At 62.3% G+C, this 24,284-nt stretch carries 24 protein-coding genes; 9 read left to right on the top strand and 15 right to left on the bottom strand.

The window, feature by feature from the left end; genetic code table 11:
* Positions 1-88: 88 nt before the first annotated feature.
* Positions 89-457 (top strand): VOC family protein, encoded by a 369-nt coding sequence (locus tag CRO23_RS12730; RefSeq protein WP_028128189.1) that lies wholly within the window; start codon positions 89-91, stop codon positions 455-457.
* Here the strand turns inward: CRO23_RS12730 and tus are convergent.
* Positions 447-1,385, bottom strand: coding sequence for a DNA replication terminus site-binding protein (gene tus, locus CRO23_RS12725; RefSeq protein WP_079451287.1), 939 nt, complete (start codon positions 1,383-1,385; stop codon positions 447-449). The genes CRO23_RS12730 and tus overlap by 11 nt on opposite strands.
* A gap of 277 nt (positions 1,386-1,662) precedes the next feature.
* Between tus and CRO23_RS12720 the strand changes: the two genes are divergently transcribed.
* Both CRO23_RS12720 and CRO23_RS12715 read left to right on the top strand, forming a co-directional pair.
* A complete protein-coding gene (locus CRO23_RS12720; RefSeq protein WP_079451286.1) occupies positions 1,663-3,459 on the top strand; it encodes a glycoside hydrolase family 3 protein in 1,797 nt (598 codons plus the stop codon).
* Between the two features lie 126 nt (positions 3,460-3,585).
* Positions 3,586-4,872 carry a glycoside hydrolase family 10 protein gene (locus CRO23_RS12715; protein ID WP_028128191.1) on the top strand — a complete coding sequence of 429 codons (1,287 nt, stop codon included), beginning with the start codon at positions 3,586-3,588 and terminating at the stop codon, positions 4,870-4,872.
* 51 nt (positions 4,873-4,923) lie between these two features.
* Here the strand turns inward: CRO23_RS12715 and CRO23_RS12710 are convergent, their stop codons facing one another.
* Entirely contained in the window at positions 4,924-6,192 is a 1,269-nt protein-coding gene (locus CRO23_RS12710; protein ID WP_170913122.1) for an MFS transporter, read from the bottom strand.
* Positions 6,193-6,339: 147 nt separating this feature from the next.
* Here CRO23_RS12710 and CRO23_RS12705 point away from each other — a divergent pair, with 147 nt between their 5' ends.
* The 3 genes from CRO23_RS12705 (at position 6,340) to bioD (ending at position 9,420) form a co-directional block, all read left to right on the top strand.
* On the top strand, positions 6,340-7,230 hold the full coding sequence (locus CRO23_RS12705; protein ID WP_016927866.1) for a LysR substrate-binding domain-containing protein: 891 nt from the start codon (positions 6,340-6,342) through the stop codon (positions 7,228-7,230).
* A 159-nt stretch (positions 7,231-7,389) separates the two neighbouring features.
* Entirely contained in the window at positions 7,390-8,607 is a 1,218-nt protein-coding gene (gene mlc, locus CRO23_RS12700; protein WP_016927865.1) for a sugar metabolism global transcriptional regulator Mlc, read from the top strand.
* 144 nt (positions 8,608-8,751) lie between these two features.
* Positions 8,752-9,420 carry a dethiobiotin synthase gene (bioD, locus tag CRO23_RS12695; protein WP_004938529.1) on the top strand — a complete coding sequence of 223 codons (669 nt, stop codon included), beginning with the start codon at positions 8,752-8,754 and terminating at the stop codon, positions 9,418-9,420.
* A gap of 5 nt (positions 9,421-9,425) precedes the next feature.
* Here bioD and CRO23_RS12690 read toward each other — a convergent pair whose 3' ends face one another.
* Entirely contained in the window at positions 9,426-9,920 is a 495-nt protein-coding gene (locus CRO23_RS12690) for a DUF2938 family protein (RefSeq protein WP_028128193.1), read from the bottom strand.
* Between the two features lie 70 nt (positions 9,921-9,990).
* Here CRO23_RS12690 and CRO23_RS12685 point away from each other — a divergent pair, with 70 nt between their 5' ends.
* On the top strand, positions 9,991-10,383 hold the full coding sequence (locus CRO23_RS12685) for a helix-turn-helix domain-containing protein (protein ID WP_016927863.1): 393 nt from the start codon (positions 9,991-9,993) through the stop codon (positions 10,381-10,383).
* Here CRO23_RS12685 and clcB read toward each other — a convergent pair.
* From clcB to CRO23_RS12660, 5 genes are all read right to left on the bottom strand, one after another.
* Entirely contained in the window at positions 10,380-11,681 is a 1,302-nt protein-coding gene (gene clcB / locus CRO23_RS12680; protein WP_016927862.1) for a voltage-gated ClC-type chloride channel ClcB, read from the bottom strand. The two genes, CRO23_RS12685 and clcB, sit on opposite strands and share 4 nt — an antisense overlap.
* Before the next feature lie 125 nt (positions 11,682-11,806).
* Positions 11,807-12,946, bottom strand: a complete 1,140-nt coding sequence (gene osmV, locus CRO23_RS12675; RefSeq protein WP_016927861.1) for an osmoprotectant ABC transporter ATP-binding protein OsmV — start codon at positions 12,944-12,946, stop codon at positions 11,807-11,809.
* On the bottom strand, positions 12,943-13,593 hold the full coding sequence (osmW, locus tag CRO23_RS12670) for an osmoprotectant ABC transporter permease OsmW (RefSeq protein WP_004938544.1): 651 nt from the start codon (positions 13,591-13,593) through the stop codon (positions 12,943-12,945). Before osmW ends, osmV begins: the two co-directional genes overlap by 4 nt.
* An 8-nt stretch (positions 13,594-13,601) precedes the next feature.
* On the bottom strand, positions 13,602-14,459 hold the full coding sequence (locus tag CRO23_RS12665) for a glycine betaine ABC transporter substrate-binding protein (protein WP_227944616.1): 858 nt from the start codon (positions 14,457-14,459) through the stop codon (positions 13,602-13,604).
* Positions 14,460-14,523: 64 nt separating this feature from the next.
* A complete protein-coding gene (locus CRO23_RS12660) occupies positions 14,524-15,240 on the bottom strand; it encodes an ABC transporter permease (RefSeq protein ID WP_097102126.1) in 717 nt (238 codons plus the stop codon).
* Between the two features lie 509 nt (positions 15,241-15,749).
* Here CRO23_RS12660 and CRO23_RS12655 point away from each other — a divergent pair.
* Complete coding sequence (locus CRO23_RS12655; protein ID WP_016927859.1) at positions 15,750-17,237, top strand: MDR family MFS transporter; 1,488 nt, start codon at positions 15,750-15,752, stop codon at positions 17,235-17,237.
* A 50-nt stretch (positions 17,238-17,287) separates the two neighbouring features.
* Here the strand turns inward: CRO23_RS12655 and CRO23_RS12650 are convergent, their stop codons facing one another.
* Together CRO23_RS12650 and CRO23_RS12645 are read right to left on the bottom strand one after the other, a co-directional pair.
* The gene (locus CRO23_RS12650; protein ID WP_004938557.1) at positions 17,288-17,587 is read right to left on the bottom strand and encodes a DUF1161 domain-containing protein; all 300 of its coding nucleotides are present in this window, start codon (positions 17,585-17,587) and stop codon (positions 17,288-17,290) included.
* Between the two features lie 89 nt (positions 17,588-17,676).
* Positions 17,677-18,045 (bottom strand): DUF1283 family protein, encoded by a 369-nt coding sequence (locus CRO23_RS12645; RefSeq protein WP_004938560.1) that lies wholly within the window; start codon positions 18,043-18,045, stop codon positions 17,677-17,679.
* Between the two features lie 148 nt (positions 18,046-18,193).
* Here CRO23_RS12645 and CRO23_RS12640 point away from each other — a divergent pair, with 148 nt between their 5' ends.
* Positions 18,194-18,520 carry a YnfA family protein gene (locus CRO23_RS12640; protein WP_004938563.1) on the top strand — a complete coding sequence of 109 codons (327 nt, stop codon included), beginning with the start codon at positions 18,194-18,196 and terminating at the stop codon, positions 18,518-18,520.
* A 36-nt stretch (positions 18,521-18,556) separates the two neighbouring features.
* Here CRO23_RS12640 and ydfG read toward each other — a convergent pair whose 3' ends face one another.
* The 5 genes from ydfG to fecI all read right to left on the bottom strand — a co-directional run bounded on the left by ydfG (position 18,557) and on the right by fecI (position 24,096).
* Entirely contained in the window at positions 18,557-19,306 is a 750-nt protein-coding gene (gene ydfG / locus CRO23_RS12635; protein ID WP_016927858.1) for a bifunctional NADP-dependent 3-hydroxy acid dehydrogenase/3-hydroxypropionate dehydrogenase YdfG, read from the bottom strand.
* 125 nt (positions 19,307-19,431) lie between these two features.
* The gene (locus CRO23_RS12630) at positions 19,432-19,953 is read right to left on the bottom strand and encodes a GNAT family N-acetyltransferase (RefSeq protein ID WP_004938571.1); all 522 of its coding nucleotides are present in this window, start codon (positions 19,951-19,953) and stop codon (positions 19,432-19,434) included.
* A 199-nt stretch (positions 19,954-20,152) separates the two neighbouring features.
* Positions 20,153-22,504: a TonB-dependent Fe(3+) dicitrate receptor FecA gene (gene fecA, locus CRO23_RS12625; protein ID WP_097102124.1), complete on the bottom strand. Its 2,352-nt coding sequence runs from the start codon at positions 22,502-22,504 to the stop codon at positions 20,153-20,155.
* Positions 22,505-22,618: 114 nt separating this feature from the next.
* Entirely contained in the window at positions 22,619-23,575 is a 957-nt protein-coding gene (fecR, locus tag CRO23_RS12620; protein WP_097102123.1) for a ferric citrate uptake sigma factor regulator FecR, read from the bottom strand.
* Entirely contained in the window at positions 23,572-24,096 is a 525-nt protein-coding gene (fecI, locus tag CRO23_RS12615; RefSeq protein WP_033640439.1) for a ferric citrate uptake sigma factor FecI, read from the bottom strand. Before fecI ends, fecR begins: the two co-directional genes overlap by 4 nt.
* Positions 24,097-24,284: the final 188 nt, after the last annotated feature.

The following is a 24,284-nucleotide window of genomic DNA, read 5'->3' as shown; positions in this document are numbered from 1 at the left end:
GTACGCTGCTGCCATAAACTGTCAGTCGCGCGCCTTAGTCTGTGCCTATCGGGAACCGACCGGTTCCCATCATCCAGAGGACAGACCGATGACCCTTCCCAGCATGACCCTGCTTTACGTCGACAACCCGCTCAACAGCGCCGCCTTTTATCAACGTTTATTGGGACAGGCGCCGGTGGAACTTTCTCCCGGCTTCGCCCTGTTCGTACTCAACAACGGCTTCAAGCTGGGGATGTGGGCCAAACAGGGGGTAAAACCCGCCGCCACGTTGACCGGCGGCGGCGGTGAGCTGGGCTTCTTGTGCCAGGATCCGCAAGAGGTCGAGGCGCGCTATAACCAGTGGCGCGAACTCGGGCTGCCTATCGAGCAAACGCCGACCGAGATGGAATTCGGTTACACCTTCGTGGCGCGGGATCCGGACGGCCATCGCCTGCGGGTATATGCCCTCAGCGAGTAGCGTCGTCGGCATACAGGTGCAAGCGCGGCACCAGCAGCCGCAGCGGTCTGGCGTCGGGTTTGTAACGGTGTTTCACCGCGTCGGCGTCGTAGTTGAGCAGCTCGCCAATCTTCGGCACCGCAGCGCCGTTTTCAACCTGACACAGGGCGATCAGCGGCAGCGGGCAGGGGTGTTGCACCTGTTTTTGCTGCTGCTGATACCACACCCGGGCGATCGGCTGCACTTTTACCGGCCGCTTGATTTTCAGCGTCGCATGCTGCGGCAGGCGGCTGACATCGTCTATTTCGCGGCTGACCAGGGCGGCCCACTGTTCACGGCTGTGCGGCGGCACCGCGCGGCCGGCTTTCAGGCTTTTCTCCAGCTGCGCCAGAATGTCGTCCCGCTTGACGTTTTTGATGATGTGCTTGTTGGCCCAGCCGAAGCGCACGGAGTCGGGATTGGTCAGGGCGGTGAGGGTGCGGTAGGCGCTGAGGGTAATCAGCCCGTGCAGATGGGTGTGCACGAACTCGAAACGCTGCTCCGGCGCCAGACCGGAATCGACGGTGATAATCTGCTCCAGTTCACTCTTCAGGCGGTTGATCAGCGCCAACTGCGCCTGCAACGTTTGATATTCCGGTTGTTCCACCGCCAGACAGATGACGCCGGGCAGGCGCACGGCGGCCTTGCTGCTGACATTCTCCCGGTTATGGTGGATGAACAACCGTTGATAGTGTTCCAGCGCCAGATCGCGCGCCGCTTGCCCCACATGCTGCTCGACCGCGATATGCGAAATCGCCTGATGTTCCTGGCCTTTTTCAACCTCCGGCAGGCTGAACACCCGCGCCGCCAGCAACCGCAGCGGGGCGATCTGCTGCTGCAACGCGCCGAGCGCCTGCTCCAGCTCGTTAAAGCAGGCGTTCATTCGGCCAATCACATCGTATCTGCTCATCGCTCACTCCCATATTAGTTACAACATACTATAGAAGAGCGGCCGACTGGGGGCAACATCAGCAATGGGGCAATACTCGGCTAAACTGCCCGCCCAGCTTACCAGGGGAAATAGGGCGGGCAGCAGGGGGAATTCTCTCGCTCGTTTATTTTTTGTTTAGTCCATTTCTTGTTTGCCGTTGTCCAATCGCTGGAACAAACAGAATGGCAGGACGCTATAAGCCCCTCGGGTTATCTTTTCTTCTGTCATTAACGGGTGCTTTAAACGGAGGTTTACGGTGGATATTAAACAGAAAGTCAAAAACATGACGCTGGAAGAGAAGATCGGGCAAAAAATCATGCTGGATTTTCGCTACTGGGATCAGAACGGTAGCAGCAATCAGGATATGACCGTTCCCGATGCAGCCATTGGCAAGCTGATCACCGATAACCACATAGGTGGGGTGATCCTGTTTGCCAATAATCTGAAAGACAAGCAGCAGATCAAAACGCTGACGGCCTGGTATGCCGCGATGAAAACGCACGCCGGCGTTCGTTTGTTTATTGGTACGGATAACGAAGGCGGTAACGTTTTCCGGCTGCCGCGCGGCGACTACGCCTCATTCCCCGGCAATATGGCGCTGGCGGCGGCGATTGAGGGCGGCGCGGATAAACAGCTCGCCGTTGAACAGGGCAAACTGATGGCCCAGGATATGCGCGCGTTGCATATCAATACCAACTTTGCCCCGGTCGTTGATGTCAACACCAACCCGTTCAACCCGGTGATTAACGTTCGCGCCTTCAGCGATGATAAGAACACCGTTGCCCGCCTGGCCGAGAAAATGGTGGCGGGGATGAAGCAGCAAGGGCTGATCACCGCGTACAAACACTTCCCCGGCCATGGCAGCACCTCCACCGATTCGCATACCGGTTTGCCGCGCGTCGATCGTACGCGGGAAGAGGCCTTTGCCATCGATATCGCGCCTTACAAGCAGGCCATTGACCGCTGCGTGGCGCCAGACATGGTGATGACTGCGCATATTCAGTACCCCGCACTGGATAACAGCCAGATCGACACCCGCAACGGTGATAAAATTACGGTGCCGGCCACCATGTCGCGCGAAATCCAGACCCAGATCCTGCGCAATGAGCTGGGTTATGCCGGCGTAACGATTTCAGACGCGCTGGATATGGGCGCGATTGCCGAGCATTTCAGCCAGCAAGCGGCGGCTGAAAACGTCTTTATCGCCGGGGTGGATATCGCCCTGATGCCTGTCAGCATCGCCTCGCCGGCGCAGGCGAGCCTGCTGCCCGAGCTTATCCGCTACATTGCGGAGCGGGTGAAAACCGGGCATCTCAGCGAGGCTGATATCGATGCCTCGGTCGAGCGCATTTTGCGCCTGAAATTACGCCATGGCCTGATGGGCCATAGCGATAAACCTTGTTCCAACGACGTTGCGTCGTCAGCGCACAGGCTGGAAAAGCGCATCGCCGATCGTTCCATTACCGTGGTTATCAACCGTCAATGTCTGCTGCCGCTAAAGGACAAGGCGCTGCGCTACTTTATTCTGACGCCGTGGGGCGAGCAGGCCAACGGCATCGCGAACGTGATGGCGCAGGAGGGCTATCAGAACGTCGTGGCCGCGAAGGAAACGGAACTGAGCGACGCCCAGGTCAGGGAACATATTGCCGGCTGCGACGTGTTCTTGCTCGGAACCCTCTCAACCCGCTTTACGCCTGCCGAGCAGGATGGGGTCGTGACCTCCGCAACCGGGGCGGCTAATGATACCAGTCCTTATCCGGGCTGGCTGAAATACGCCGCCGAGCAGGGGAAAAAGCGCGTTCATCTCTCACTGCGCGCACCTTACGATATCGTGAACTATGCCGCAGAGGTGGAGGCGGCTGTCGCTACCTATTCCTATTACGGCTATGACGGCGGGGTATGGCGCGGCCACTCGATGGTATCGCTGGCGCAGGTGCTGACGGGGAAAATCACCCCGCAGGGCAAACTGCCGGTCAACACCTGGCATGACTACGATGTGGAGACCAACACGGGCAAAATCGCATTCCCTCGCGGGACGGGGCTGAGCTGGTAATGGGACAAGTACCGGCGTCGTCAGAAAGGGCGACGCCGGCAGCTTGCTAGCGTTGAGAAAGCGGGCGGTTTCTTGCTCCGCACGCCGCGACATGGGATAACCGTCACTCACGGAAGGAGAATACTGATGCCGACAGGCGCAACAAAATTAGGCGGATGGCTGTTGATGGCCGCCATGCTGGGCGTGGGCGGATGCGCCAAGCCCCCCGAACCGGAGAAGCCCTCGCGGCCGACACCGCCGGTTACACCGATGCGGGGCATCTGGCTGTCCACGGTCATTGGATTGGACTGGCCGCCGGCGGCCTCGCTGAAAGCGAAATCCCCGCAAGAGCGGGCGCGCCTGCAGAAGCAGGGGCTGACGGACGCGCTGGACGACATGGTGAAAACCGGGATTAACACGGTGTATTTTCAGGTTAAACCGGACGGAACGGCCCTGTGGCGTTCTGACATCTTGCCCTGGTCGGAGGTATTGACCGGCACCGTGGGCCAGGATCCCGATTATGATCCGCTGGCCTTTATGCTGACAGAAGCGCACCGGCGCGGCATCAAGGTCCACGCCTGGCTGAACCCTTATCGGGTTTCCATGAATACCCGACAGCAAACGATAGATGCACTTAATCATACGCTGCAGTCGCCGCCGGCCAGCGTCTATGCGCTGCATCCCGACTGGATACGCACCGCCAGCGATCGCTTCGTGCTCGATCCTGGTCTGCCCGACGTGCGCAACTGGATCACCGGCGTGGTGGCTGAAGTCGTCAAAAACTATGATGTCGACGGCATTCAGTTTGACGATTATTTCTATTACGAAACGCCGCAATCGCCGCTGGATGATGAAAGGACGTATCGCGAATACGGCCAAGGGTTTGCAGACAAAGCCGCCTGGCGAAGAGACAATACGCTGCAATTGATAAAACAGGTTTCCGCCACCGTCAAAGCGTTGAAGCCCGCAGTCGCGTTTGGCGTCAGCCCGGCGGGCGTATGGCGAAACCAAGCGGACGATCCTGCCGGCTCGGCGACGCGGGCCGGCGCGCCGTCGTACGATACGGCCTATGCCGATACGCGCCAGTGGGTCAAGCTGGGGCTGCTCGACTACATCGCACCGCAGCTGTATTGGCCTTTTGATCGTGAAATTGTCCGCTACGACGTGCTGGCCAACTGGTGGGCCGAGGTGGTGAAAGGCACGCCGGTTCGGCTTTATGCCGGGGTGGCGCTGTATAAAGTGGGCACGCCATCGGCCAGCGAGCCGGCCTGGACCGTCGACGGCGGCGTCCCCGAGCTGAAAAGGCAGTTGGATCTCAACGAGAGCCTGCCGGGGATGGGGGGAACCATCCTGTTCCGGCAACGTTATCTGACCGAGCCGCAAACGGATAAGGCCGTGAAGTACCTGCGCACCCGCTGGAAAACCGGTCAATAATCACAGGCTCCGGCATGACGAGCCGCGGCAAGTCGCCGCGGCTTTTTCTTTTCAGAGACGGGCCGCTTCCGGCAGGCGTTTCAGGTAATGCACCACCAGCAGCGCCAGCAACAGCATCAGGCTGATGAACGCCGCCACGCCATTCCAGCCGAAGCTGTGCCAGAACACGCCGCCGAGGGTGCCGGCCACGCTGGAGCCGACGTAATAGCAGAACAGATACAGCGACGACGCCTGGCCTTTGGCGCGGCGCGCGCGGCGGCCAATCCAGCTGCTGGCCACCGAGTGGGCGGCGAAGAAACCGGCGGTGAACAGCATCATGCCGATAAAGATCGCCGGCACCTGCGGCAGCGCGGTAATCAGGATCCCGATCAGCATAATCACGATAGACGCCAGCAGCACCGGGCCACGTCCGAAGCGTGAGGTGAGCGCGCCGGCCTTGGGCGAGCTGTAGGAACCGGTGAGGTACACCACCGACAGCAGGCCGACCACCGCCTGGCTCAGGTGGTAAGGATCCGCCAGCAGGCGATAACCGATGTAGTTGAACAGGGTGACGAAGCTGCCCATCAGCAGGAAACCCTCCGCGAACAGCAGCGGCAGCCCCTTATCGTGCCAATGCAGTTTGAAGTTGATCAGCAGGGTGCGGGGGCGCAGCGAGCTGGCGCGAAAATGCCGCGAGGCAGGCAGGATACGCCAGAACATGCAGGCGGCGGCGAGGGCGAACAGGCCGATGACGCCAAGCGATACGCGCCAGGAAAAGAAATCGGTCAACACCCCGGTCACCAGGCGGCCGCTCATGCCGCCGATCGAGTTGCCGCTGATATACAGCCCCATCGAGAAGGCGACGAAGCTCGGATGGATCTCTTCGCTGAGGTAGGTCATGCCGACCGCCGCCACGCCGCTCAGCGACAGGCCGATCAGCGCGCGCATCAGCAAAATGCCGTGCCAGCTGGTCATAAAGGCGCAAATCAGCGTGCAAACCGCCGCCAGCAGCAGCGCCACCACCATCACCGACTTGCGGCCGATGGCGTCGGACAACGGCCCGGTAAACATCAGGCCGATCGCCAGCAGGCCGGTGGAGACCGAAAGCGACAGGCTGCTTTCCGCCGGCGAGACGCCGAAATCTTGCGACAGCACCGGCAGGATCGGCTGCACGCAGTAGAGCAGCGCGAAGGTCGCCAGCCCGGCGGAAAACAGCGCCAGCGTCACGCGCATAAACTGCGGCGTGCCGCGTTCGATATAGGGGAGTTTGTTGTTGAGGGTGGAGCGTTTTACTTTTGGCGCAGCGGCCGCGTCATCGTTGGCGGCCAGCGTCGACGGCATCGCGGCCGCAGAACGCACAGGGGTTGTCACAGCGTTTCCTTACCGAACTTCGGGGAGATAAACAGACAGGTTACAGATAACAAAATGATAGGGAGCGGCGAATTTTTTGTCTAATATATTAATAATTCAAATTAAGACGTTTTAAATATGAATATCGAACTGAGACACCTGCGTTACTTTATCGCCGTGGCGGAAGAGCTGCATTTTGGCCGCGCCGCCGAGCGGTTGCGCATCTCCCAGCCGCCGCTCAGCCAGCAAATTCAGGCGCTGGAAGAGATGGTCGGCGCGCGCTTGCTGGCGCGCAACAACCGCAACGTCAGCTTGACGCAGGCCGGGGAGATGTTCCTCAAAGAAGCCTATCAGGTGCTCGATCAGGTCGGGCGCGCGGCGGAAAAGGCGGCGCGCCTGGATCGCGGCGAACTGGGGGAAATGACCATCGGCTTTACTTCTTCCGCGCCCTTTATCGGCGTGGTGGCGCGCAGCCTGCGCGCCTTTCGCCAGCAGTCCCCGCAGGTGCACATCAAGATGCGCGAAATCAACACCAAACAGCAGATCGAACCGCTGCTGAACGGTGAGCTGGATCTGGGGGTGATGCGCAATACGCGGCTGCCGGAGGCGCTGCACTATCAGCTGCTGCTGCGTGAGCCGCTGGTGGCGGTGGTGCCGGAAGGGCATCCGCTGGCGGAAACGCCCGGCGGCGCGCTGCTGTTTCAACACTTGGCGCGGGAACCGTTCGTGTTCTTCTCGCGCGAAGTGGGCACCGCGCTGTACGACGAAATTCTGCTGCTGCTCGGCAAAGCCGGCATTACCCCGTATATCACCCAGGAAGTGGGGGAAGCGATGACCATCATCGGGCTGGTCTCCGCCGGATTGGGCGTCTCGATTCTGCCGGCGTCTTTCGCCCGGGTGCGGGTGGACGGCGTGCGCTATTTGCCGCTGGCGGAGCCGGACGCCACCACCGAAGTGTGGCTGGTGCATCACCGCCGCCGGCCGCTGACCGCTGCCGCGCAGGCGCTGATGGCGTTGATGCTGAAATGACGTTGAACTTGGGCAAATAAAAATCAATTCACGCTGAAATTGCGAGGAATTTGTGCAGCAAATCACATAACTAATCAAATAGTTGACGCTGTATGACAAAAGCCCCACCATAACCCCTAGTCTTTATTTAGAAGCGCGAAAAATAGTAGGAGCAGGTTTGTGATTGCGGTTGGGCAGCCTGGGCATATCGATCAAATCAAGCAGACCAATGCGGGGGCGGTTTATCGGCTAATCGATCAGCTGGGCCCGATTTCGCGTATCGAACTGTCAAAACGCGCGCAGCTGGCGCCCGCCAGCATCACCAAGATCGTGCGCGAACTGCTGGAAGCCCATCTGGTCAAGGAAACCGAGTACCAGGAAATCGGCAGCCGGGGCCGCCCGGCGGTGGGGCTGGTGCTGGACACCGAGGCCTGGCATTACCTGTCCGCCCGTATCAGCCGCGGCAGCATCACGCTGGCGCTGCGCGATCTCAGCAGTAAACTGGTGGTGGAGGAGCAGCTGCCGCTGGCGGCCGAACACCCCGAACCGCTGCTGAAACGCATCCTGACCGAAGTCGACCAATTCTTTATCCGCCACCAAAGCAAGCTGGAGCGGCTGACGGCGATCGCCATTACGCTGCCGGGCATGATCGACGTGCAGTCCGGCGTGGTGCACCGCATGCCGTTTTACGACGTGCTGGAGATGCCGCTCGGCCCGGCGCTGGAAACCCGCACCGGCCTGCCGGTTTACCTGCAGCATGACATCAGCGCCTGGACCATGGCCGAGGCGCTATATGGCGCCTCGCGCGGCAGCCAGAACGTGATTCAGGTGGTGATCGACCACAACGTCGGCGCCGGCGTGATCACCGGCGGCCACGTGCTGCACGCCGGCAGCCACAGCGTGGTGGAGATCGGCCACACCCAGGTCGATCCCTACGGCAAACGCTGCTACTGCGGCAACCACGGCTGTCTCGAAACCGTGGCCAGCATCGAGAACATGCTGGAGATTGCCCAGCAGCGGCTGAGCGGCTCGATGAGCTCCAGCCTGCACGGCGCGCCGCTGACCGTCGAATCGCTGTGCGACGCCGCGCTGGCGGGCGATCAGCTGGCGCGGGACATCATTCTCGGCGTCGGTCACAGCGTGGGGCGCATTCTGGCTATCATGGTCAACCTGTTCAATCCGGAGAAGATCCTGGTGGGCTCGCCGCTCAACCGCGCGGCGGAGATCCTGCACCCGGCCATCGTCTCCTGCATTCGCCAGCAGGCGCTGCCGGCCTACAGCGAGCAGGTCAAGGTCGAATCCACGCAGTTCTTCAATCAGGGCACCATGCCCGGCGCGGCGCTGGTGAAAGAGGCGCTGTACAATGGTTCATTGCTGGTGCAACTGCTGCAAGGCTAACATCAGAACTTCTTATTAATCCTGCAAAAGATTGAGCTACCTCAAGCCCCTACGCGGCAGCATCCCCTAGAATTTTTCCGAAAGACTTCTTCGCCGCCGGTGCGGCGATACATTGTTAACGGGGCATTCTGGGGCATTTTATTCATGTTGAAGCGTTTATTTGTGACAGGCACGGATACCGACGTCGGTAAAACCGTGGTTTCCCGCGGGTTGATGCAGGCGCTGGCCGCCGAAGGCCGTTCGGTGGCCGGCTACAAGCCGATCGCCGCGCGCTGCCAGGAAACCAGCGAGGGCATCCGCAATAAAGACGCTTTGGTATTGCAGGCATCTTCAACCCTGCCGCTGTCCTACGAGGAGATCAATCCCATCACCTGCCTGGATGAGGTGTTTCACGCGCATGCGACCGAGGACATCAACTATGGCGTGATGAGCAGCGGTCTGCGGGATCTGTCCGCCAAAGCCGATACGGTGGTGGTGGAAGGCAGCGGCGGTTGGCGGGTGCTGATGAACGATCTGCGGCCTTACGCCGAGTGGGTGGTGCAGGAACAGCTGCCGGTGGTGCTGGTGGTGGGCATCAAGCTGGGCTGCGTCAGCCACGCGTTGCTGACCGCACAGTCGATTATCAATGACGGCCTGCCGTTGCTGGGCTGGGTCGCCAACCGCATCAATCCGGGGTTGGCGCACTATGCCGAAACCATCGCGGCGCTGCAGCAGCGCATTTCCGCGCCGCTGCTGGGTGAAATTCCGTACCTGCCGCGCGCGGAGCAGCGCGAACTGGCGCACTATCTCGACATCTCCACGCTGCTGCGCTAACGCGCTCAGGCCAGCAAAGGGGCCAACAAACGGGCGGAGACAAACAGCCCCAGGCCGTACACCGTATGCACCAGCAGGCTGATGATGCGGCTACGCGTCGGATTGGGGGTGTTCGCCGCCGCTACGCCAAAGCCCAACGCCGGCTGCATCACGAAGAAGGGCGCCGCCAGGCTCAGCCAGCCGCTCAGCAGCGCGACCAGCGGCGTCGGCGCGGCGTACCACACGATGCCCGCCAAGCCGAGCGGGATAAAGGCGAAGGCGACGCCGATCGCGTAGTGCAGCAGCCATCCCATCGCTTTTTCTCCCCGTCGCACCGGCGCCGCCATGATCGGAGCGTGATAAAACCGGCCGTCGAACAGGCCGATAAACCAGCGGCCAACCAGCGCGTAGTTAAGGGGCGGGATGCCCAGCACGCGCTTTTGCACGATGGCCCACAGATCGGTGCACAGCGTGGCGCCCACCCCGGTCAGCATAATCATCAGTAAAATTTCTGTCGTCATTTTCGTGCCCTTAAAGTCACTCATGGTGTAATGTGCGCACAGTGTGCAACTTAAAGTCGACTTCAAGTCAATGGCAAAAGAACTGGATATTGGCGAGGTGGCGCGTTTGAGCGGCATCGCGCCCTCGGCGCTGCGGCATTACGAGAAAAAAGGGCTGATCGCGTCGATAGGCCGCAATGGTTTACGTCGCCAATACGCTGCTGGGGTGCTGGATCAACTGAAGCTGATCGCCCTCGGGCGGCTGGCGGGATTTACGCTGGATGAGATCGCCTCGCTGTTTGACGAGCGGGGACGCATTGCCCTCGATCGCCGGCTGCTGGCGGCGCGGATTGAAGAACTGGATCGCACCCTGCGGCGTCTGGGGCAGGTGCGCGCCGGTTTGCAGCACATGGTCGATTGCCCTGAACCGGAACACCTGCAGTGCCCGCAGTTCAGGAAGCTGCTGCAGCAGGGCGAGTTTTAAGCCTCGCGTTTGGGCGGTGGCGCGGTGTGGTATACCGATACCGGCCGCAGGCCGCGCGACACGGTGGTGGCGATCACGCAGGCCAGCAGAATGCCGGGCAGCAGCGCGTATTCGCCGGTCATTTCAAACACCATCAGCGCCGCCATGATCGGCGCATGGGTGGTGGCGGCCAGCAGGGTGGCCATGCCGGTCAGCGCCAGCAGCAGCGGCACCGCCGCATCCATGCCCGGCCACAGGCCGAACAGCTGACCGATGATAGAACCGAGCGCAGCGCCGACGAACAGCGTCGGGGTGAAGACCCCGCCGGGCGCGCCCGACCCGCTGCTGGCGAGGATCGCCAACAGCTTGCATACCAGGATCGCGCCCAGCAGCAACACCCCCGGCGGCGCGATCAGCAGCGCCTGCACCACGCTGTAACCGTTGCCCCACACCTGTGGGAACAGCAGCGAAAGCAGCCCGACGATCAGGCCGCCCAGCGCCAGCTGCAACGGCGGCTTCAACCGCAGCGATCGGAACGCGCGGCCGGTGGCGGTCATCAACCACAAAAACAGCGGCCCGCCGGCGCCGGCCACCACGCCGACCAGCGCCATCAGCAGGTATTGCGTCGGCAGAGGGGCGGCGAGCGGCGTCACCAGGTAGAGCGGCGCCTGGCCGCCGTTAAGCAGGTTGGTCATCAGCAGGGCGCTCACTGCGGCGATCACTACCGGGCCGAGCGAGGCCAGCATCAGGGTGCCGAACAGGATCTCGGCGATAAACAGGCTGCCCGCCAACGGCGCATGATAGGCGCTGGCCATCCCGGCGGCGGCGGCGCAGGCCACCCACAGTTTCCATTCTTTCTCGTGCGTAAAGCGCTGGGCGAAGAGCGATCCCACCAGCGCCGCCAGCAGGATCATCGCGCCTTCACGGCCGATGGCGCTGCCGCTCGACACCACCAGCAGCGACGCCAGACACTTCACCAGACTGGCGCCGGTATCCAGCTTGCCGTTACCGGTCTCAATCGCTTCCATATAGTCGGTGGGCGCCGCCGGACGCTGGTGACGGTAGCGCTGGTGAATATACAGCAGCAGGCCCGCCGCCAGACCGCCGAGGGCGGGCGTCAGCGCGCGTCGCCAGCCGGGCAGCGCGGCGGCGGCGGCCACCAGGCTACCGTCGGCATTGCCGAGCAGCAGCCACTCGAGGCCAATCATCGAACGGTGGAACAGCCACACCGCCAGGGCGGCGGCGACGCCGATAAACACGGCGATAAACAGGCTGCGCAGCAGGGCGCGATAGTGGTGCAGGTGGACCAATCTTTTCATGCGTGGGCGGCGTCGTGAGAAAAATCAAAGGGTCATCAGCGCATTGTGCTTGGCGCTCCGGCCGATGACCAGTGAATCTTTAGCAAACTGCGGCATAGGCGGGGCGGCGAGCGCCCCGGCGGGGGTTATTGCGGCGTCAACACCCGGCGCGTGCGGCCGGAGCTGAGGTAGTCGGCGATATAATCCTGCGAGATTTCGCCGCTGTAGCGGCCGTCTTCATCGACGATCGGCATCCAGGAGGTGTTGTGTTCGTACAGCTTGGACAGCACTACGCGCAGGTTCTCCTCCGCGCGGGCGGTGACGCGAAAGCGGTGTAGGCTGTCGGCGCACACCCCGGGCGCGCCGCGCGCCTCACGGCGTTTGACGTAGCCCAGCGGTTTGCCGTCGGCGTCCACCACCGTCACCGAGCGGGCGTCGATATCGTCCATCAGCCCGAACGCCTCCACTAGCGGCGTCTCCCGCCGCACCGTCACCGTTTCCTGTTGATCGGCCACGTCGCCGGCCTGCACCAGCAGCAGGCGCTTCAGCGTGCGATCCTGGCCGACAAAGGAGGCGACGAAGTCGTTCGCCGGGCGCGCCAGCAGCTCATCGGCGCTGGCGTTCTGCACGATCTTGCCCTGGCGGAACACCGCGATGCGATCGCCGAGCTTCAGCGCTTCGTCGATGTCGTGGCTGACCAGCATCACGGTCTTTTTTAGCTGGCGCTGCATGTCGAGAAACTCGTTCTGGATGGTTTCGCGGTTGATCGGGTCCACCGCGCCGAAAGGTTCATCCATCAGCAGCACCGGCGGATCGGCGGCCAGCGCGCGGATCACGCCGATGCGCTGTTGCTGCCCGCCGGACATCTCTTTCGGGTAGCGGTGCAAAAAGCGCTTGGGATCCAGCGCCACCATGCTCATCAGCTCCTCGGCGCGATCGTGGCAGCGTTTTTTGTCCCAGCCCAGCATGCGCGGCACTACGGTGATGTTCTCCTCGATGGTCATGTTGGGGAACAGACCGATCTGCTGGATGACGTAGCCGATTTTGCGGCGCAGGCTGACGGTATCCAGCGCGCTGGTGTCTTCACCGTTGATCAGAATGGTGCCGCCGGTGGGTTCGATCAGGCGGTTGATCATCTTCAGCGTGGTGGTTTTGCCGCAGCCGGAAGGGCCGAGCAGCACGCAGATTTCGCCTTCCGGCACGTCCAGATTGATGTTGTCGACGGCGTTGAACGGTGTGCCGTTCTTCTGCATGAACTGTTTGGTCAGATTTTCCAATTTAATCATGAGCGGATCCCCTTGGGCGTGAGCGCAATTTGCAAGCGGTGCAATAACCAATCGAGGACGATCGCCAGCAGGCTGATCATCACGGCGCCGGTAATCAACTGGCGGATGTCGCTGCTGCTGATGCCGTTGAGCAGCAGCAGGCCGAGGCCGCCGGCGCCGATCACCGCGGCGATCGCCATCACGCCGATATTCATCACCACGGCGGTGCGAATGCCGCCGAAAATGACCGGCAGCGCCACCGGGATCTCCACCCAGCGCAGGCGTTGCCAGAACGTCATGCCGATGCCGCGGCCGGCTTCGCGCAGCCCGCCGGGCAGGTTGTCGAGCGCGGTGTGGGTATTGCGCACGATCGGCAGCAGCGAGTAGAGGAACACCGCGGTGATCGCCGGTACGTAGCCAATGCCGTGGCCGATTAAGGAAAACAGCGGGATCATCAGCCCGAACAGAGCGATGGAGGGCACGGTCAGCACCAGCGTGGCCAGGCTCAGCACCGGCGTCGCCAGCCATTTGTGGCGGACGATCAGCACGCCGAGCGGCACGCCGATCAGGATCGCCAGGCCGACGGCGATGCCGACCAGCAGCAGGTGTTCCAGCGTCAATCCGGCGATATAGGCCCAGTTTTGCCAGGCGTAAAGTAAGGTATTCATCATGCCTCCTAAATCAGGCCGCGCTGCTTGAGGAACGCGTCGGCGACCTGTTGCGGCGTCTGGTAGTCGATATCCACCTTGGCGTTAAGCTCGGTGATCACCTGATTGTTGAACTGTTTCGACAGCGTGTTCAGCGCCGCTTCCAGCCCCGGCGTGTTTTGCAACACGTCGGCGCGCACCACCGGCGTGACCGCATAGCTCGGGAAATAGCCTTTGTCGTCTTCCAGCACCTGCAGATCGAAGCCTTTCACCCGGCCGTCGGTGGTGTACACCAGCCCGGCGTCGACGAAACCGTCGCGGATGGCGTTGTAGACCAGGCCGGGGTCCATCTGGCGGATTTGCGGGCGATCCAGCGGCATGTCGTACAGCGCCTGCATCGGTTTCAGGCCGTCCGAACGGCCGGCGAACTCCAGATCCAGCCCCAGCAGCCAGTTGTGTTTCGGGTCGGTTTTACGCACCTGTTCCACTTTGGCCACCAGCTGCGACATCGTGCGGATCTGCTCTTTTTCCGCGCGCCGGCGCTGCATGGCGAAGGCATAGGTGTTGTTCATGTCCGCCGGCTGCAGCCACACCAGGCCGAGTTTGGCGTCGAGCTTTTTCACCGTGTCGTAGGTCTCCTGCGGCGACATGCGCTTATTGATGTGGTTAAAGATGATCAGCGAGGTGCCGGTGTATTCCCAGGTCATGTCGATCTGTTTGTTGATCATCGCGTTGCGGGTGATCACCGTAGCCAGATTGGTTTTGGGTTCGACCTGAAAACCTTTGGCCCGCAGGTATTGCACGGTGATCGCCGACAGAATGCGCTGTTCGGTAAAGTTCTTGCTCGCCAGCGTCAGCGGGGCGGCCCAGGCGGCCGCGCCAGTCATCAGCAAGGAGAACAGCAGCGCGTGGCGGAGTGGTTGTAACCATCGAGTCATCGCGTTTCTCCCATCAGGATGCGGTGTGCGGGCTGAGCCGGCGGCCGAGACCGGCCAGCGCCAGATCGAGCAGCAGGGCGATCAGCGCGGTGGCGGCGGCGCCGAGGATCAGCGTCGGGAAGTCGTTCAGGTAGATGCCGGGGAAGATCAGCTCGCCGTAGCTGCTGGCGCCGATCAAAAACGCCAGCGGCGCGGTGCCGACGTTAATTGCCATCGCGATGCGCACCCCGGCGAAGATCACCGGCAGGGCGTTGGGCAGTTCGACCTGGCGCAGCCGCTGTCCGGCGGTCATGCCAATACCGTTGGCGGCCTCGACCAGCGCCGGCGGCACCGAACGCAGGCCGGCATAGGTATTGCGCACGATAGGCAGCAGCGAGGCGAGGAACAACGCCACCACCGCCGGCCGGTCGCCGATGCCGATGATCACCATCGCCAGCGCCAGCACCGCCAGCGGCGGCAGGGTGTTGCCGACGTTAAAGATCTGCATCACGTGCTCCGCCCAGCGGCGGGCGAAAGGGCGGCTCAGCAGGATGCCGCTGGGAATGCCGACCAGCAGCGACAGCAGCATGGAACACACCACCAGGAACATGTGTTGCTGGCCGAGGTAGATCAAATCTTCCCGGCGCGACTTGAGGTTTTCCCAACCGATGCCGTAAACCAGCAGCGCGATGACGGCGATAAACAACAGGCTCCCGAGGAGCAGGCGCCGGTATGGCGCTGACTTGTGCATGATGTTGCGTCCTCCGTTGCGCGGAGCGGCCGAAGAGACGGCGCATTCCGCTCTGATTGTTGCCCACGGCCCGGCGGGCGTGGCGGTACAAAACGGGCGTTTCGCATGAGGTTAGCGACATTGAGCGAAGGGTGCGTTCGGCACAGCGTGCTGAACGTAGGCTCAATACGTGAGTTAATCAGCATAAGATACTGATATTTAAACCCGAGAAAGCACGGGGCCCAAAGGCGCCGGCTAGGGAAGGTATAGCACCCTGTCGTTGACCGTGCCAAGTTTTATGAGCAAAATCAGCTGATTGAGTTTGCTCGTATTGGCGCCGCAGCCCGCGTCAGCGCTGGGATGCGCGTAAAGTGAAAAAAAATCGCGGTAAAACGTTACGCCGTAACAGTTAGTCCAAATGGTGCGATTCGCTATCGGCAACGGCGGGATGTGAGGGCGGATAGACTTGGCGCAGGTGCTTGCTGATATACTCAGGGAAAATAAAAACGCCAGGAAGCCTGCATAACGCCATGACAAATAACGTTTCACCCGCACCCATTGCCCATCGCCCGCTGATCCTGATTGCCTGCATGCTGGCGATGTTCATGTCGGCGATCGAAGCCACCATCGTCGCCACCGCCATGCCGACCATCATCGGCGATCTCGGCGGCTTCTCGCTGCTGGGCTGGGTGTTCGCGGTCTATTTGCTGGCGCAGGCGATCACCATTCCCATCTACGGCCGGCTGGCGGATCTCTACGGCCGCAAGCGGGTGTTCTTCTTCGGCGCGACGCTGTTCCTGCTGGGATCGGTGCTGTGCGGCTTCGCCCCCGACATGTATTGGCTGATCGGCTTCCGCTTATTGCAGGGATTGGGCGCCGGCGCCATCATGCCGATCGCGTCCACCATCATCGGCGACATCTACAGCGCCACCGAACGGCCGAAGGTGATGGGCTACCTGTCGAGCGTGTGGGGCGTATCGGCGATCATCGGCCCGCTGCTGGGCGCGTTTATCGTGCAACACCTGCCGTGGGCGCTGGTGTTCTGGGTCAACCTGCCGATCGGCCTGTTGGCGATGTTCTTCCTCTGGCGCTATCTGCCGGCGCATCAGCAACTGCGGCGGCACGCGCTGGATCTGGCGGGCACCGCCTGGCTGACGCTGTTCGTTTCGGCGCTGCTGCTGGCGCTGTTGCAGATGGAAAGCCTCGGATGGTGGGTGGCGCCGTTGCTGGCGCTGGCGGCGGCGTCGCTGGCGCTGTTGATACGTCAGGAGCGGCGCGCGGTCGAACCGCTGTTCCCGCTGGCGCTGTGGCAAAGCCGGGTGATCGTCGCCGGCAACATCGGCGGGCTGGTGATTGGCGCGGCGATGATGGGCATCAGCGCCTTTCTGCCGACCTTCATTCAGGGCGTGATGGGGGGCTCGCCGCTGGAGGCGGGCACCACGCTGGCGCTGATGTCGATTGGTTGGCCGTTGGCCAGCACGCTGAGCGGCCGTTTGATGCTGATGACTTCGTATCGCGCCACGGCGCTGCTGGGCGCACTGCTGTTGGTGGCAGGCGGCCTGATCCTGCTGATGTTGCAGCCGAACGGCGGTCTGCTGTGGGGCCGGGTGGCGGCGTTTATGGTCGGCGCCGGCATGGGATTGTGCAACACGACGTTTTTAGTGTCGGTGCAGAACGCGGCGCATTACAGCATTCGCGGCATTGCCACCGCCTGTACGGTGTTTACCCGCATGGTGGGTTCGGCCATCGGCACCGCGATTTTGGGCGCCACGCTGAACCTCAACCTGCAGTGGCGTTTGCCGGAAATTGACGATCCGGTGCAGCGTCTGATGGAGCCGGCGGTGCGCCAGAGCATGGGGAGCGAGGCGTTGGCGCAGCTTATCCAGCAGGTGGCGGCTTCGCTGCATTGGGTGTTCCTGGTGTCGGCGTTGGTGTCGTTGCTGGCGCTGGCGGCGGCGATGCTGATCCCCGCGCGTTGTCGGCCGCAAGGCGAAGAGGAAGAGGCGGAGCAGGCGTAAAGGAAAAGGAAAGGGCGCGGCTGTTGCGCGCCCTGGGTAGCCGATGCGGCTTACTGCGCGTTGGAGGTGTCCTGGCTGGTGCCGGTCTGCGCCGCGTCACCACTATCGTCGCCATTGTTCAGGCGGGTATAAACGATCTTCTGGGTGTCGTTTTCGCAGTGGCCGACCACCTGGCCGCCCGCTTGATCGGCCTGATCGTTAGGCACGATCTCCAGTTTGAAGCCGGACTCCGGAACGCCGTTATTGACGATTTTTTGCGAAATGTCCGCTTTCACGCTTTCACAGGAGGCCAGGGCCGCCAATGGGGCGCCGGCCAGCAATACAGCGGTTAATATCAGCGTTTTCTTCATCACGTCATCCTTTTAGACAATGAACTTCCTGTAACAGGATAGCAGCAACGGCGGCCGGGTTTCACGCATGCCCGCCCGCCGCAGGCGGATTAAGGATTAATCCGACGCCCGGTCTGGCGATCCAGGCATTTACGGGTGTCCGGTTCCCAGTAGGCGTTGACGTTGTTGCTGTCGTTGCAGCGGTCTTCGTCATCCGCCGCGCGATCGGCCTTGTCGAACTCTTTCTCGACGCGGGTGTTGACCTTGTGGCGCAGGGATTTGGTATCATTCCACTGCTCTTTGCTTTGGCGCGCTTCTTCGGTGCTCATCGCGCCGCTGCCTTTGCCATCGACGGTGACGCAGGTGCTGCCCTGCGTGCAGGTGGCGGCCAGCGCCGGCGCCTGCCAGGCGCCCATGACGGCCAGCATGGCGACCGGCAGCATCCCGCGCAGCAGTCGTTGGGTCGAAAATGTTTTCATCGTTTCATCCTTATGAGTGAGTGCGCCTGATGATGGCGGCACTGGCGTTACCTCGCCCGCAGGCGTGGTGATAAATATACCACCGCGCTCCTGGAATTCACCAGCCAAGCGCCGATTCGTTTACTTTATCGAGAGAAAACTGCGACCGATGTTAAAAACTACGCTGTTGTTTTTCGCCACCGCACTGGCTGAAATTATCGGCTGTTTCCTGCCTTACCTGTGGCTCAAGAAGCAGGGCAGCGCCTGGCTGCTGCTGCCGGCGGCATTGAGCCTGATGCTGTTTGTCTGGCTGTTGACGCTGCATCCGGCGGCCAGCGGGCGGGTCTATGCGGCCTACGGCGGTGTGTATGTGGCGACCGCGCTGCTGTGGCTGCGGGTGGTGGACGGGGTGAAGCTGTCTGCGCTGGATTGGGTCGGCGCCGGCGTGGCGCTGGCGGGCATGCTGATTATCGTTTCCGGCTGGCGCGCGGCCTGAGGAAACGCGGCGGGAGTTGCCTCCCGCCGTCGCGGCTCAGGCGCCGCGGTGGATGTTCAGCCCGGCGAAGGACTGGCTGACCGGCATCATTTCCAGCGTGTTGATGTTGACGCGCGCCGGCAACGTCGCGACCCAGAACACCGACTCGGCGATGTCTTCCGGCGTCAGCGCATCGGCGCCTTCGTAGGTTTTGTTGACCTTGCCGTCATCGCCCTTGAATCGCACGTTGGAGAATTCGGTGCCGCCCACCAGGCCCGGCTCGATATCGGTCACGCGAATGCGCGTGCCGTGCAGATCGGCGCGCAGGCCCAGGCTGAACTGTTTGACGAACGCCTTGGTGGCGCCGTACACGTTGCCGCCGGCGTAAGGCCAGTTGGCGGCGGTGGAGCCGATGTTGATCACATGGCCGACGTTGCGCTCGACCATGGCCGGCAACAGCGCGCGCGTCATGTTCACCAGCCCCTTGGCGTTGGTGTCGATCATGGTTTCCCAGTCATCGGCGTTGGCCTTGTGCGCCGGCTCCAGCCCCAACGCCAGCCCGGCGTTGTTCACCAGCACGTCAATCTGACGCAGCTCGGCCGGCAGTGCCTCGATCGCCTGTTGAATGGCGGCGCGGTTGCGCACGTCAAGCCGCACGATGTGCAGCGCTTGGCCGAGTTCTTCCTGCAGCTCTTCGAGACGCTCAAGGCGGCGCCCGGCGGCGATCACCTGGTGGCCTTCACGGATAAAACGGCGCGCAATGGCCTCGCCGAAACCGGAGGTGGCGCCGGTAACAAAAATAATCATGTTGCTGTTCCTCAACTGTTTTTACCCTACATGCCTCTATCATTAGCACAAACCCGCAGGCAGTGGCAGCGGTTATCACGGCGGAAAGCAAAAAAGGTCACACCGGGCCGGCGGCCCGATGCTGATTAGCGCTGAGGCGGCAGGTGGTAGACCACGGCGTCATACTTGATGCGCTCGCAACGGCCGGCCAGCACGCCGCCCAGCGACTCGACGAGGCGGCGGCTGGCGGTATTCTGCTCGGCCACCGGGTAGAGAAAGTGCGGCGGCTGAAAGCGCTCGCTGGCCCAGCGCGCGATGCCCTGCACGATTTCGCGGCCGTAGCCCTGACCATGCAGGCTCTCTTTTACCCAGATGCCCAGCTCCGGGGTGTGGCTGCGCAAATTATGCGCGCCGCCGACCCCGACGAACTGCCGGTCTTCGCGCCGACGGGCGACGAAGATCACTTCTTCACCTTCGCGCATCAACGGCAGCCAGCCTTGCCAGACGTTGGCGAAATCCTCCGGCGACGCCTCCGGTTCAAAGGTCATAAAGCGCGTCAGAGTGGGGGTGATCGCCTGGTAAACATCGTCGGCGTCTGCTGCGGTAAAGGGGGCAATCAACAAACGGTCGGTGTCAACGCGGCACTGAGAAAGGTCATTGTGATTCATCTTATTCCCTCGCTTTTCAGGCCATAACGGCAAAAAATCCGCGCCGGTAAATCGGGGCGGATCGTTGATATTACGCGCATTGGCGGCAGAAGCGACTTATTTTTCGCCGCTGCGGCGGCGCGGAGGAACGGCTTTATGTGACGTTGTCACGTTGATGGGAAAGACGGCGGGCACGGTTAACCGCGCCCGCCGTTGAGGATCAGAACTTCACCGAACCTTGCAGATAAATCGTGCGCGGCTGGCCGATGTACAGACCCTTGTTGTTGTCGTCATAGGCGCGGGTGAAATACGCGTGGTTGAACAGGTTTTTCACGCCGACGCCCAGATTCAGGCCGGCCATTTCCGGGCCGAAATCATAGGCGGCGCGCACGCCCCACAGCATGTAGCCGGGAATGCGGCCGGTGCTGCCGTCGGCGCTTTCCGCCACGGTGTTGGCGTTGTCGGCGAACTGGCTGGACTGGAACTCGCCGTTAAGATTAAACGCCCAGTTGCCCGGCGTGTAGTCCAGCCCCATCGTGCCTTTATGCTTCGGCGAGAACGGCACCTGGTTGCCCTTGTAGCCGCCGTCTTCACGGATGGTGGCGTTGACGTAGGCGTAGCTGGCGTAGGCGGTCAGGTCGTCCAGTTTCGGCGTCAGCTGCGACAGATCGTAACGCAGGCTGCCTTCCAGCCCGGCATGGCGGGTTTTGCCGCGCGCGGTCACGCTGTCGGTCACCTGGTTGGAATCGTACTGGTTGTTGAAGTTGATCAGGAACAGCCCGATCTCGCCGGTCAACGCATCGCCGGCGTAGCGGGTGCCCAGCTCCCAGGTGCGCGCTTTCTCCGGTTCAATTTTGCCGCTGTCGACCGCTTTGCCCATCTGGCTGTACTGCACGGTGCCGAAGGAGCCTTCGGTGTTGGCGTACAGGTTCCAGTATTCGTTCAGGTGATACATCACGTTCAACGCCGGCAGCGGCGCGTTATAGCTGACGTCGAGGCGGTTGTTCTTGATGTAGTTGTTCTGATACGACTTGATGTACTCGTAGCGCATGCCCGGCGTGAGGGTCCAGTCGCCGATGTCGATGCGATCGTCGAGATAGAAGGCGTGCGCCTCGGTACCGGACTGGGTGTCGCGATCGTACGGGCTGGCGGTGGACGGCAGCCTGCCGGTACTGGCTTTGCTGGTGTAGCGCAGTTCGTGGGTGGATTCGCTGACGTAGCGATAACCGACGCCGACCTCATGCGCCGAGTCGCCCCAGCGGAAGCTCTGGCTGTAGCGCGGTTCCACGCCGCGCACCCAGTATTCGCGCGGCGACAGCGTCAGGTTTTTACCCTGATCCAGATAGCCGCTGCGCAGGGTATAGGTGTAGAAGCTCTGCACGTCGAACTTGTGCTGCCGATCCGGCTGATACTGGTAGCCGAAGTTCGCCAACTGGCGGCGGCCCCAGAACTTGTCGTACGGGCGCGTCGACTGGAACGGGTTGGCGTTGTAGTCCGCCCGGCTCAGGCCGCCCGGCATCTCCGCTTCGCCTTCGTAGTATTGCAGCAGGCTGTTGAAGGTGTGCACCTCGTTCGGCGCGTAACGGCTTTTCAGCATCACGTCGTCGATTTTGGTCGCACTGTGCTCGCGCCAGTCGCTGCCGCGGGTGCCGGAGTAAAGCAGCGCCGCGCCGAAGCCGTTGTCGGCGGTGCCGCCGATCATCAGGTTGCCGGTGCCTTTCGGGTGATCCTGGCGTGAAGTCGGGCTGAGTTGCCCCTGCATGCCGGCCGCCATGCCGAAGGTTTTCGGGATGGCGCGCGTGACGAAGTTGACGACGCCGCCGACGCTCTGCGGCCCGTAGCGCACCGCGCCGCCGCCGCGCACCACGTCAATCGCATCCATATTGCCGAGCGAGACCGGCGCCAGCGACAGCTGCGGCTGGCCGTAAGGGGCGAAGGGCACCGGGATGCCGTCCATCAGCACGGTGGAGCGGCTGGCGAGGCGCGGGTTGAGGCCGCGAATGCCGAAGTTCAGCGCCATGTCATGGCTGCCGGTGCCGTTGTTCTCCGGCGCCACCACGCCCGGCACGCGGTTCAACGCTTCGCGCACGGTGGTGGTGCCGGTTTTGACGAACTCTTCGCGGCGCACGACGTCGCGCGCGCCGGGGTGTTCGAACACGTCGATCTGGCGGCCTTCCGCCAGCCAGTCGCCGACCACGGTGATGTCCTCTTCCTTCTGCGGCTGCGGCAGTTTGGCCAGCGTGTAGCCGTTATTGCCGAGCGCTTTAGCCTGCAGGCCGCTGCCGGCCAGCAGGGCGTTCAGGCCGTCATCGACGCCGTAGCTGCCGCTCAGGCCCGGCGAACGTTTGCCGGCGGTCAACGCGCCGTCCACCGAGAGCGCGATGCCGGCGCGAGCGGCGAAAGCGTTCAGCGCGCCGTCCAGCTCACCGGCAGGAATGTGATAGGTGGCAGCGGCGCTGGCGGCGCTCGCCGTCAGCGGTGCGGCGAAGACCAGGCCAATGGCCACGGCCAGCGGCGTGGCCCGTTTTCCCCAAAGCGAAGCCGGCGCTCCCTTTCCCCAAGCGTTGTTCATACCTTCTCCTGAATCATTTTTTATTTATTGCTGCAGTGTTTTCCTGGGAGTCGGATGAGCAAAGCAAAAGGGACAATCAAGAATGCGATTTTTTATCATTTTCATTTAAAAAATTCAGGCGGGGACGATTTGCAGCCAATAGCGGGTAAAGCTCTGCAGGCGAACCGGCAGCGTCTGGCTGAGCAGGGCGAGGGCGCGATCGGTATCGTTGAGCGGGAAACTGCCGCTGACGCGCAGGCCGGCAACGGCCGGATCGCAACTCAGGTGGCCGCGCCGGTAGCGCGCCAGTTCGGCGATCACCCGGTCCAGCCGCCACTGGCTGACGCTCAGCACGCCGCGCAGCCAGCCGTCCTCCTGCACGGCGGGGTGTTTGTCGCCGAAGGCCGTCGCGCTGAAGCTGATCTGTTCACCGGCGTTCACCCGGCGCTGTTGTTGCGCGTTTTGCGCCAGCTGCGCCTCGACCGCATGCTCCAGCACTGTCAGGTGCGTTTCGCCGTCGCTCTCGCGCACCAAAAAACGGGTGCCGAGCGCGCGCATCGCCCCCTGCGGGCTTTGCACCCACAGCGGCCGGGGATCGCGTCCGGTAACCAGGCTGATTTCCCCGGCGTGCAGGCGGATCAGCCGTTGGCGATCGTCGTAATGCACGTCCACCGCGCTGGCGGTGTTCAGCACCAGCTGGGTGCCGTCGCTTAACACAATGGGTTTGATTTCACCGGTGGCGGTGCGGTAGTCGGCGCGCAGCTCCCGGCCGAGCGGCGACTGGTAAAGGAGGCCGCCGCCGCCCACGCCGAGCAACAGCAGCAGGCTTTTCAGTAGGGTGCGGCGGTCGATCGCGGATTGGCGGCCGGCGCGATCGAGCGCGCGATAGCTGAATTTGCCCGGCACGCCCTGCAGCTGGCTCTGCAACGCTTCGACGCGCTGCCAGGCCCAGCGGTGATCGTCATGCTGCTGGTGCCAGGCTTGCCACTGTTGGCGCTGGCGTTCGGTGACGCGCTCGTCGCACAGCAGGGCATACCAGTGTGCGGCCATTTTCAGCGCCTGGCGCTGCTCGGGGGTGATGGCGTTGCTCATGAATAAACGTCGTTTTCGAGGCTGAACAGCAGGCAATGCTCGGTGGCTTTGGCCATGTATTTTTTAACCGAGCTGACCGAAACGCCGAGGCGCGCGGCGATGTCCGCATAGCCCAGCCCTTCGAGCTGCGACAACAGAAAGGCCTGTTTTACCTTCGGCCCCAGGCCGTCGAGCATGGCGTCGATCTGCTGCAGGCTGTCCAGCAGGCTCTGGCGCTGCTCCGGCGACGGGGCGTAGCCTTCCGGGATCAGCGCCAGCATCTCCAGATAGGCGCGCTCCAGCGTTCTGCGGCGGAACAGATCGACCATCACCCGCTTGGCGACGGTGACCAGAAAATCTTTCGGCTCGCGCAGGGTCGCCGCGGCGTCGCCTTTCAGCAGGCGCATAAAGGTGTCCTGCGCCACATCGTCCGCATCGAACGCGCAGCCCAAGCGCCGGCGCAGCCATCCCTGCAACCAGGCGTGATGGGTGGCGTAGAGGCGCGACAGCGCGGCGTGCGGGGCAGAAGCGGTGGCGGACATGATTTTCGCATTGCTGGTCAAAAAGATGCGCGGATGATAATTGAGAATAGTTATCGTTTCAAGTTTGGCGGTTGTCCTCAGGCCGAGATTTAACCCCCAGGCGCGGTGTTGAAAATAAGCCGTACGCCGTGAAGATATTCGCTTGCCCATTCAAGGTGCAGCGGCGCGGTGTTATTTTGGCAGGCAAA

This window comes from Serratia sp. JKS296 (assembly GCF_900215445.1).
Classification (GTDB): domain Bacteria; phylum Pseudomonadota; class Gammaproteobacteria; order Enterobacterales; family Enterobacteriaceae; genus Serratia; species Serratia marcescens.
This window is presented reverse-complemented; position numbering and strand designations above follow the sequence as displayed.

Bases quoted from the DNA above. Each gene is read 5' to 3' on its own strand.
- CRO23_RS12730 (WP_028128189.1), top strand. From the start codon at position 89: ATGACCCTTCCCAGCATGACCCTGCTTTACGTCGACAACCCGCTCAAC.
- tus (WP_079451287.1), bottom strand. From the start codon at position 1,385: ATGAGCAGATACGATGTGATTGGCCGAATGAACGCCTGCTTTAACGAG.
- CRO23_RS12715 (WP_028128191.1), top strand. From the start codon at position 3,586: ATGCCGACAGGCGCAACAAAATTAGGCGGATGGCTGTTGATGGCCGCC.
- CRO23_RS12710 (WP_170913122.1), bottom strand. From the start codon at position 6,192: ATGCCGTCGACGCTGGCCGCCAACGATGACGCGGCCGCTGCGCCAAAA.
- CRO23_RS12705 (WP_016927866.1), top strand. From the start codon at position 6,340: ATGAATATCGAACTGAGACACCTGCGTTACTTTATCGCCGTGGCGGAA.
- bioD (WP_004938529.1), top strand. From the start codon at position 8,752: ATGTTGAAGCGTTTATTTGTGACAGGCACGGATACCGACGTCGGTAAA.
- CRO23_RS12690 (WP_028128193.1), bottom strand. From the start codon at position 9,920: ATGACGACAGAAATTTTACTGATGATTATGCTGACCGGGGTGGGCGCC.
- CRO23_RS12685 (WP_016927863.1), top strand. From the start codon at position 9,991: ATGGCAAAAGAACTGGATATTGGCGAGGTGGCGCGTTTGAGCGGCATC.
- clcB (WP_016927862.1), bottom strand. From the start codon at position 11,681: ATGAAAAGATTGGTCCACCTGCACCACTATCGCGCCCTGCTGCGCAGC.
- osmV (WP_016927861.1), bottom strand. From the start codon at position 12,946: ATGATTAAATTGGAAAATCTGACCAAACAGTTCATGCAGAAGAACGGC.
- osmW (WP_004938544.1), bottom strand. From the start codon at position 13,593: ATGAATACCTTACTTTACGCCTGGCAAAACTGGGCCTATATCGCCGGA.
- CRO23_RS12665 (WP_227944616.1), bottom strand. From the start codon at position 14,459: ATGACTGGCGCGGCCGCCTGGGCCGCCCCGCTGACGCTGGCGAGCAAG.
- CRO23_RS12660 (WP_097102126.1), bottom strand. From the start codon at position 15,240: ATGCACAAGTCAGCGCCATACCGGCGCCTGCTCCTCGGGAGCCTGTTG.
- CRO23_RS12655 (WP_016927859.1), top strand. From the start codon at position 15,750: ATGACAAATAACGTTTCACCCGCACCCATTGCCCATCGCCCGCTGATC.
- CRO23_RS12650 (WP_004938557.1), bottom strand. From the start codon at position 17,587: ATGAAGAAAACGCTGATATTAACCGCTGTATTGCTGGCCGGCGCCCCA.
- CRO23_RS12645 (WP_004938560.1), bottom strand. From the start codon at position 18,045: ATGAAAACATTTTCGACCCAACGACTGCTGCGCGGGATGCTGCCGGTC.
- CRO23_RS12640 (WP_004938563.1), top strand. From the start codon at position 18,194: ATGTTAAAAACTACGCTGTTGTTTTTCGCCACCGCACTGGCTGAAATT.
- ydfG (WP_016927858.1), bottom strand. From the start codon at position 19,306: ATGATTATTTTTGTTACCGGCGCCACCTCCGGTTTCGGCGAGGCCATT.
- CRO23_RS12630 (WP_004938571.1), bottom strand. From the start codon at position 19,953: ATGAATCACAATGACCTTTCTCAGTGCCGCGTTGACACCGACCGTTTG.
- fecA (WP_097102124.1), bottom strand. From the start codon at position 22,504: ATGAACAACGCTTGGGGAAAGGGAGCGCCGGCTTCGCTTTGGGGAAAA.
- fecR (WP_097102123.1), bottom strand. From the start codon at position 23,575: ATGAGCAACGCCATCACCCCCGAGCAGCGCCAGGCGCTGAAAATGGCC.
- fecI (WP_033640439.1), bottom strand. From the start codon at position 24,096: ATGTCCGCCACCGCTTCTGCCCCGCACGCCGCGCTGTCGCGCCTCTAC.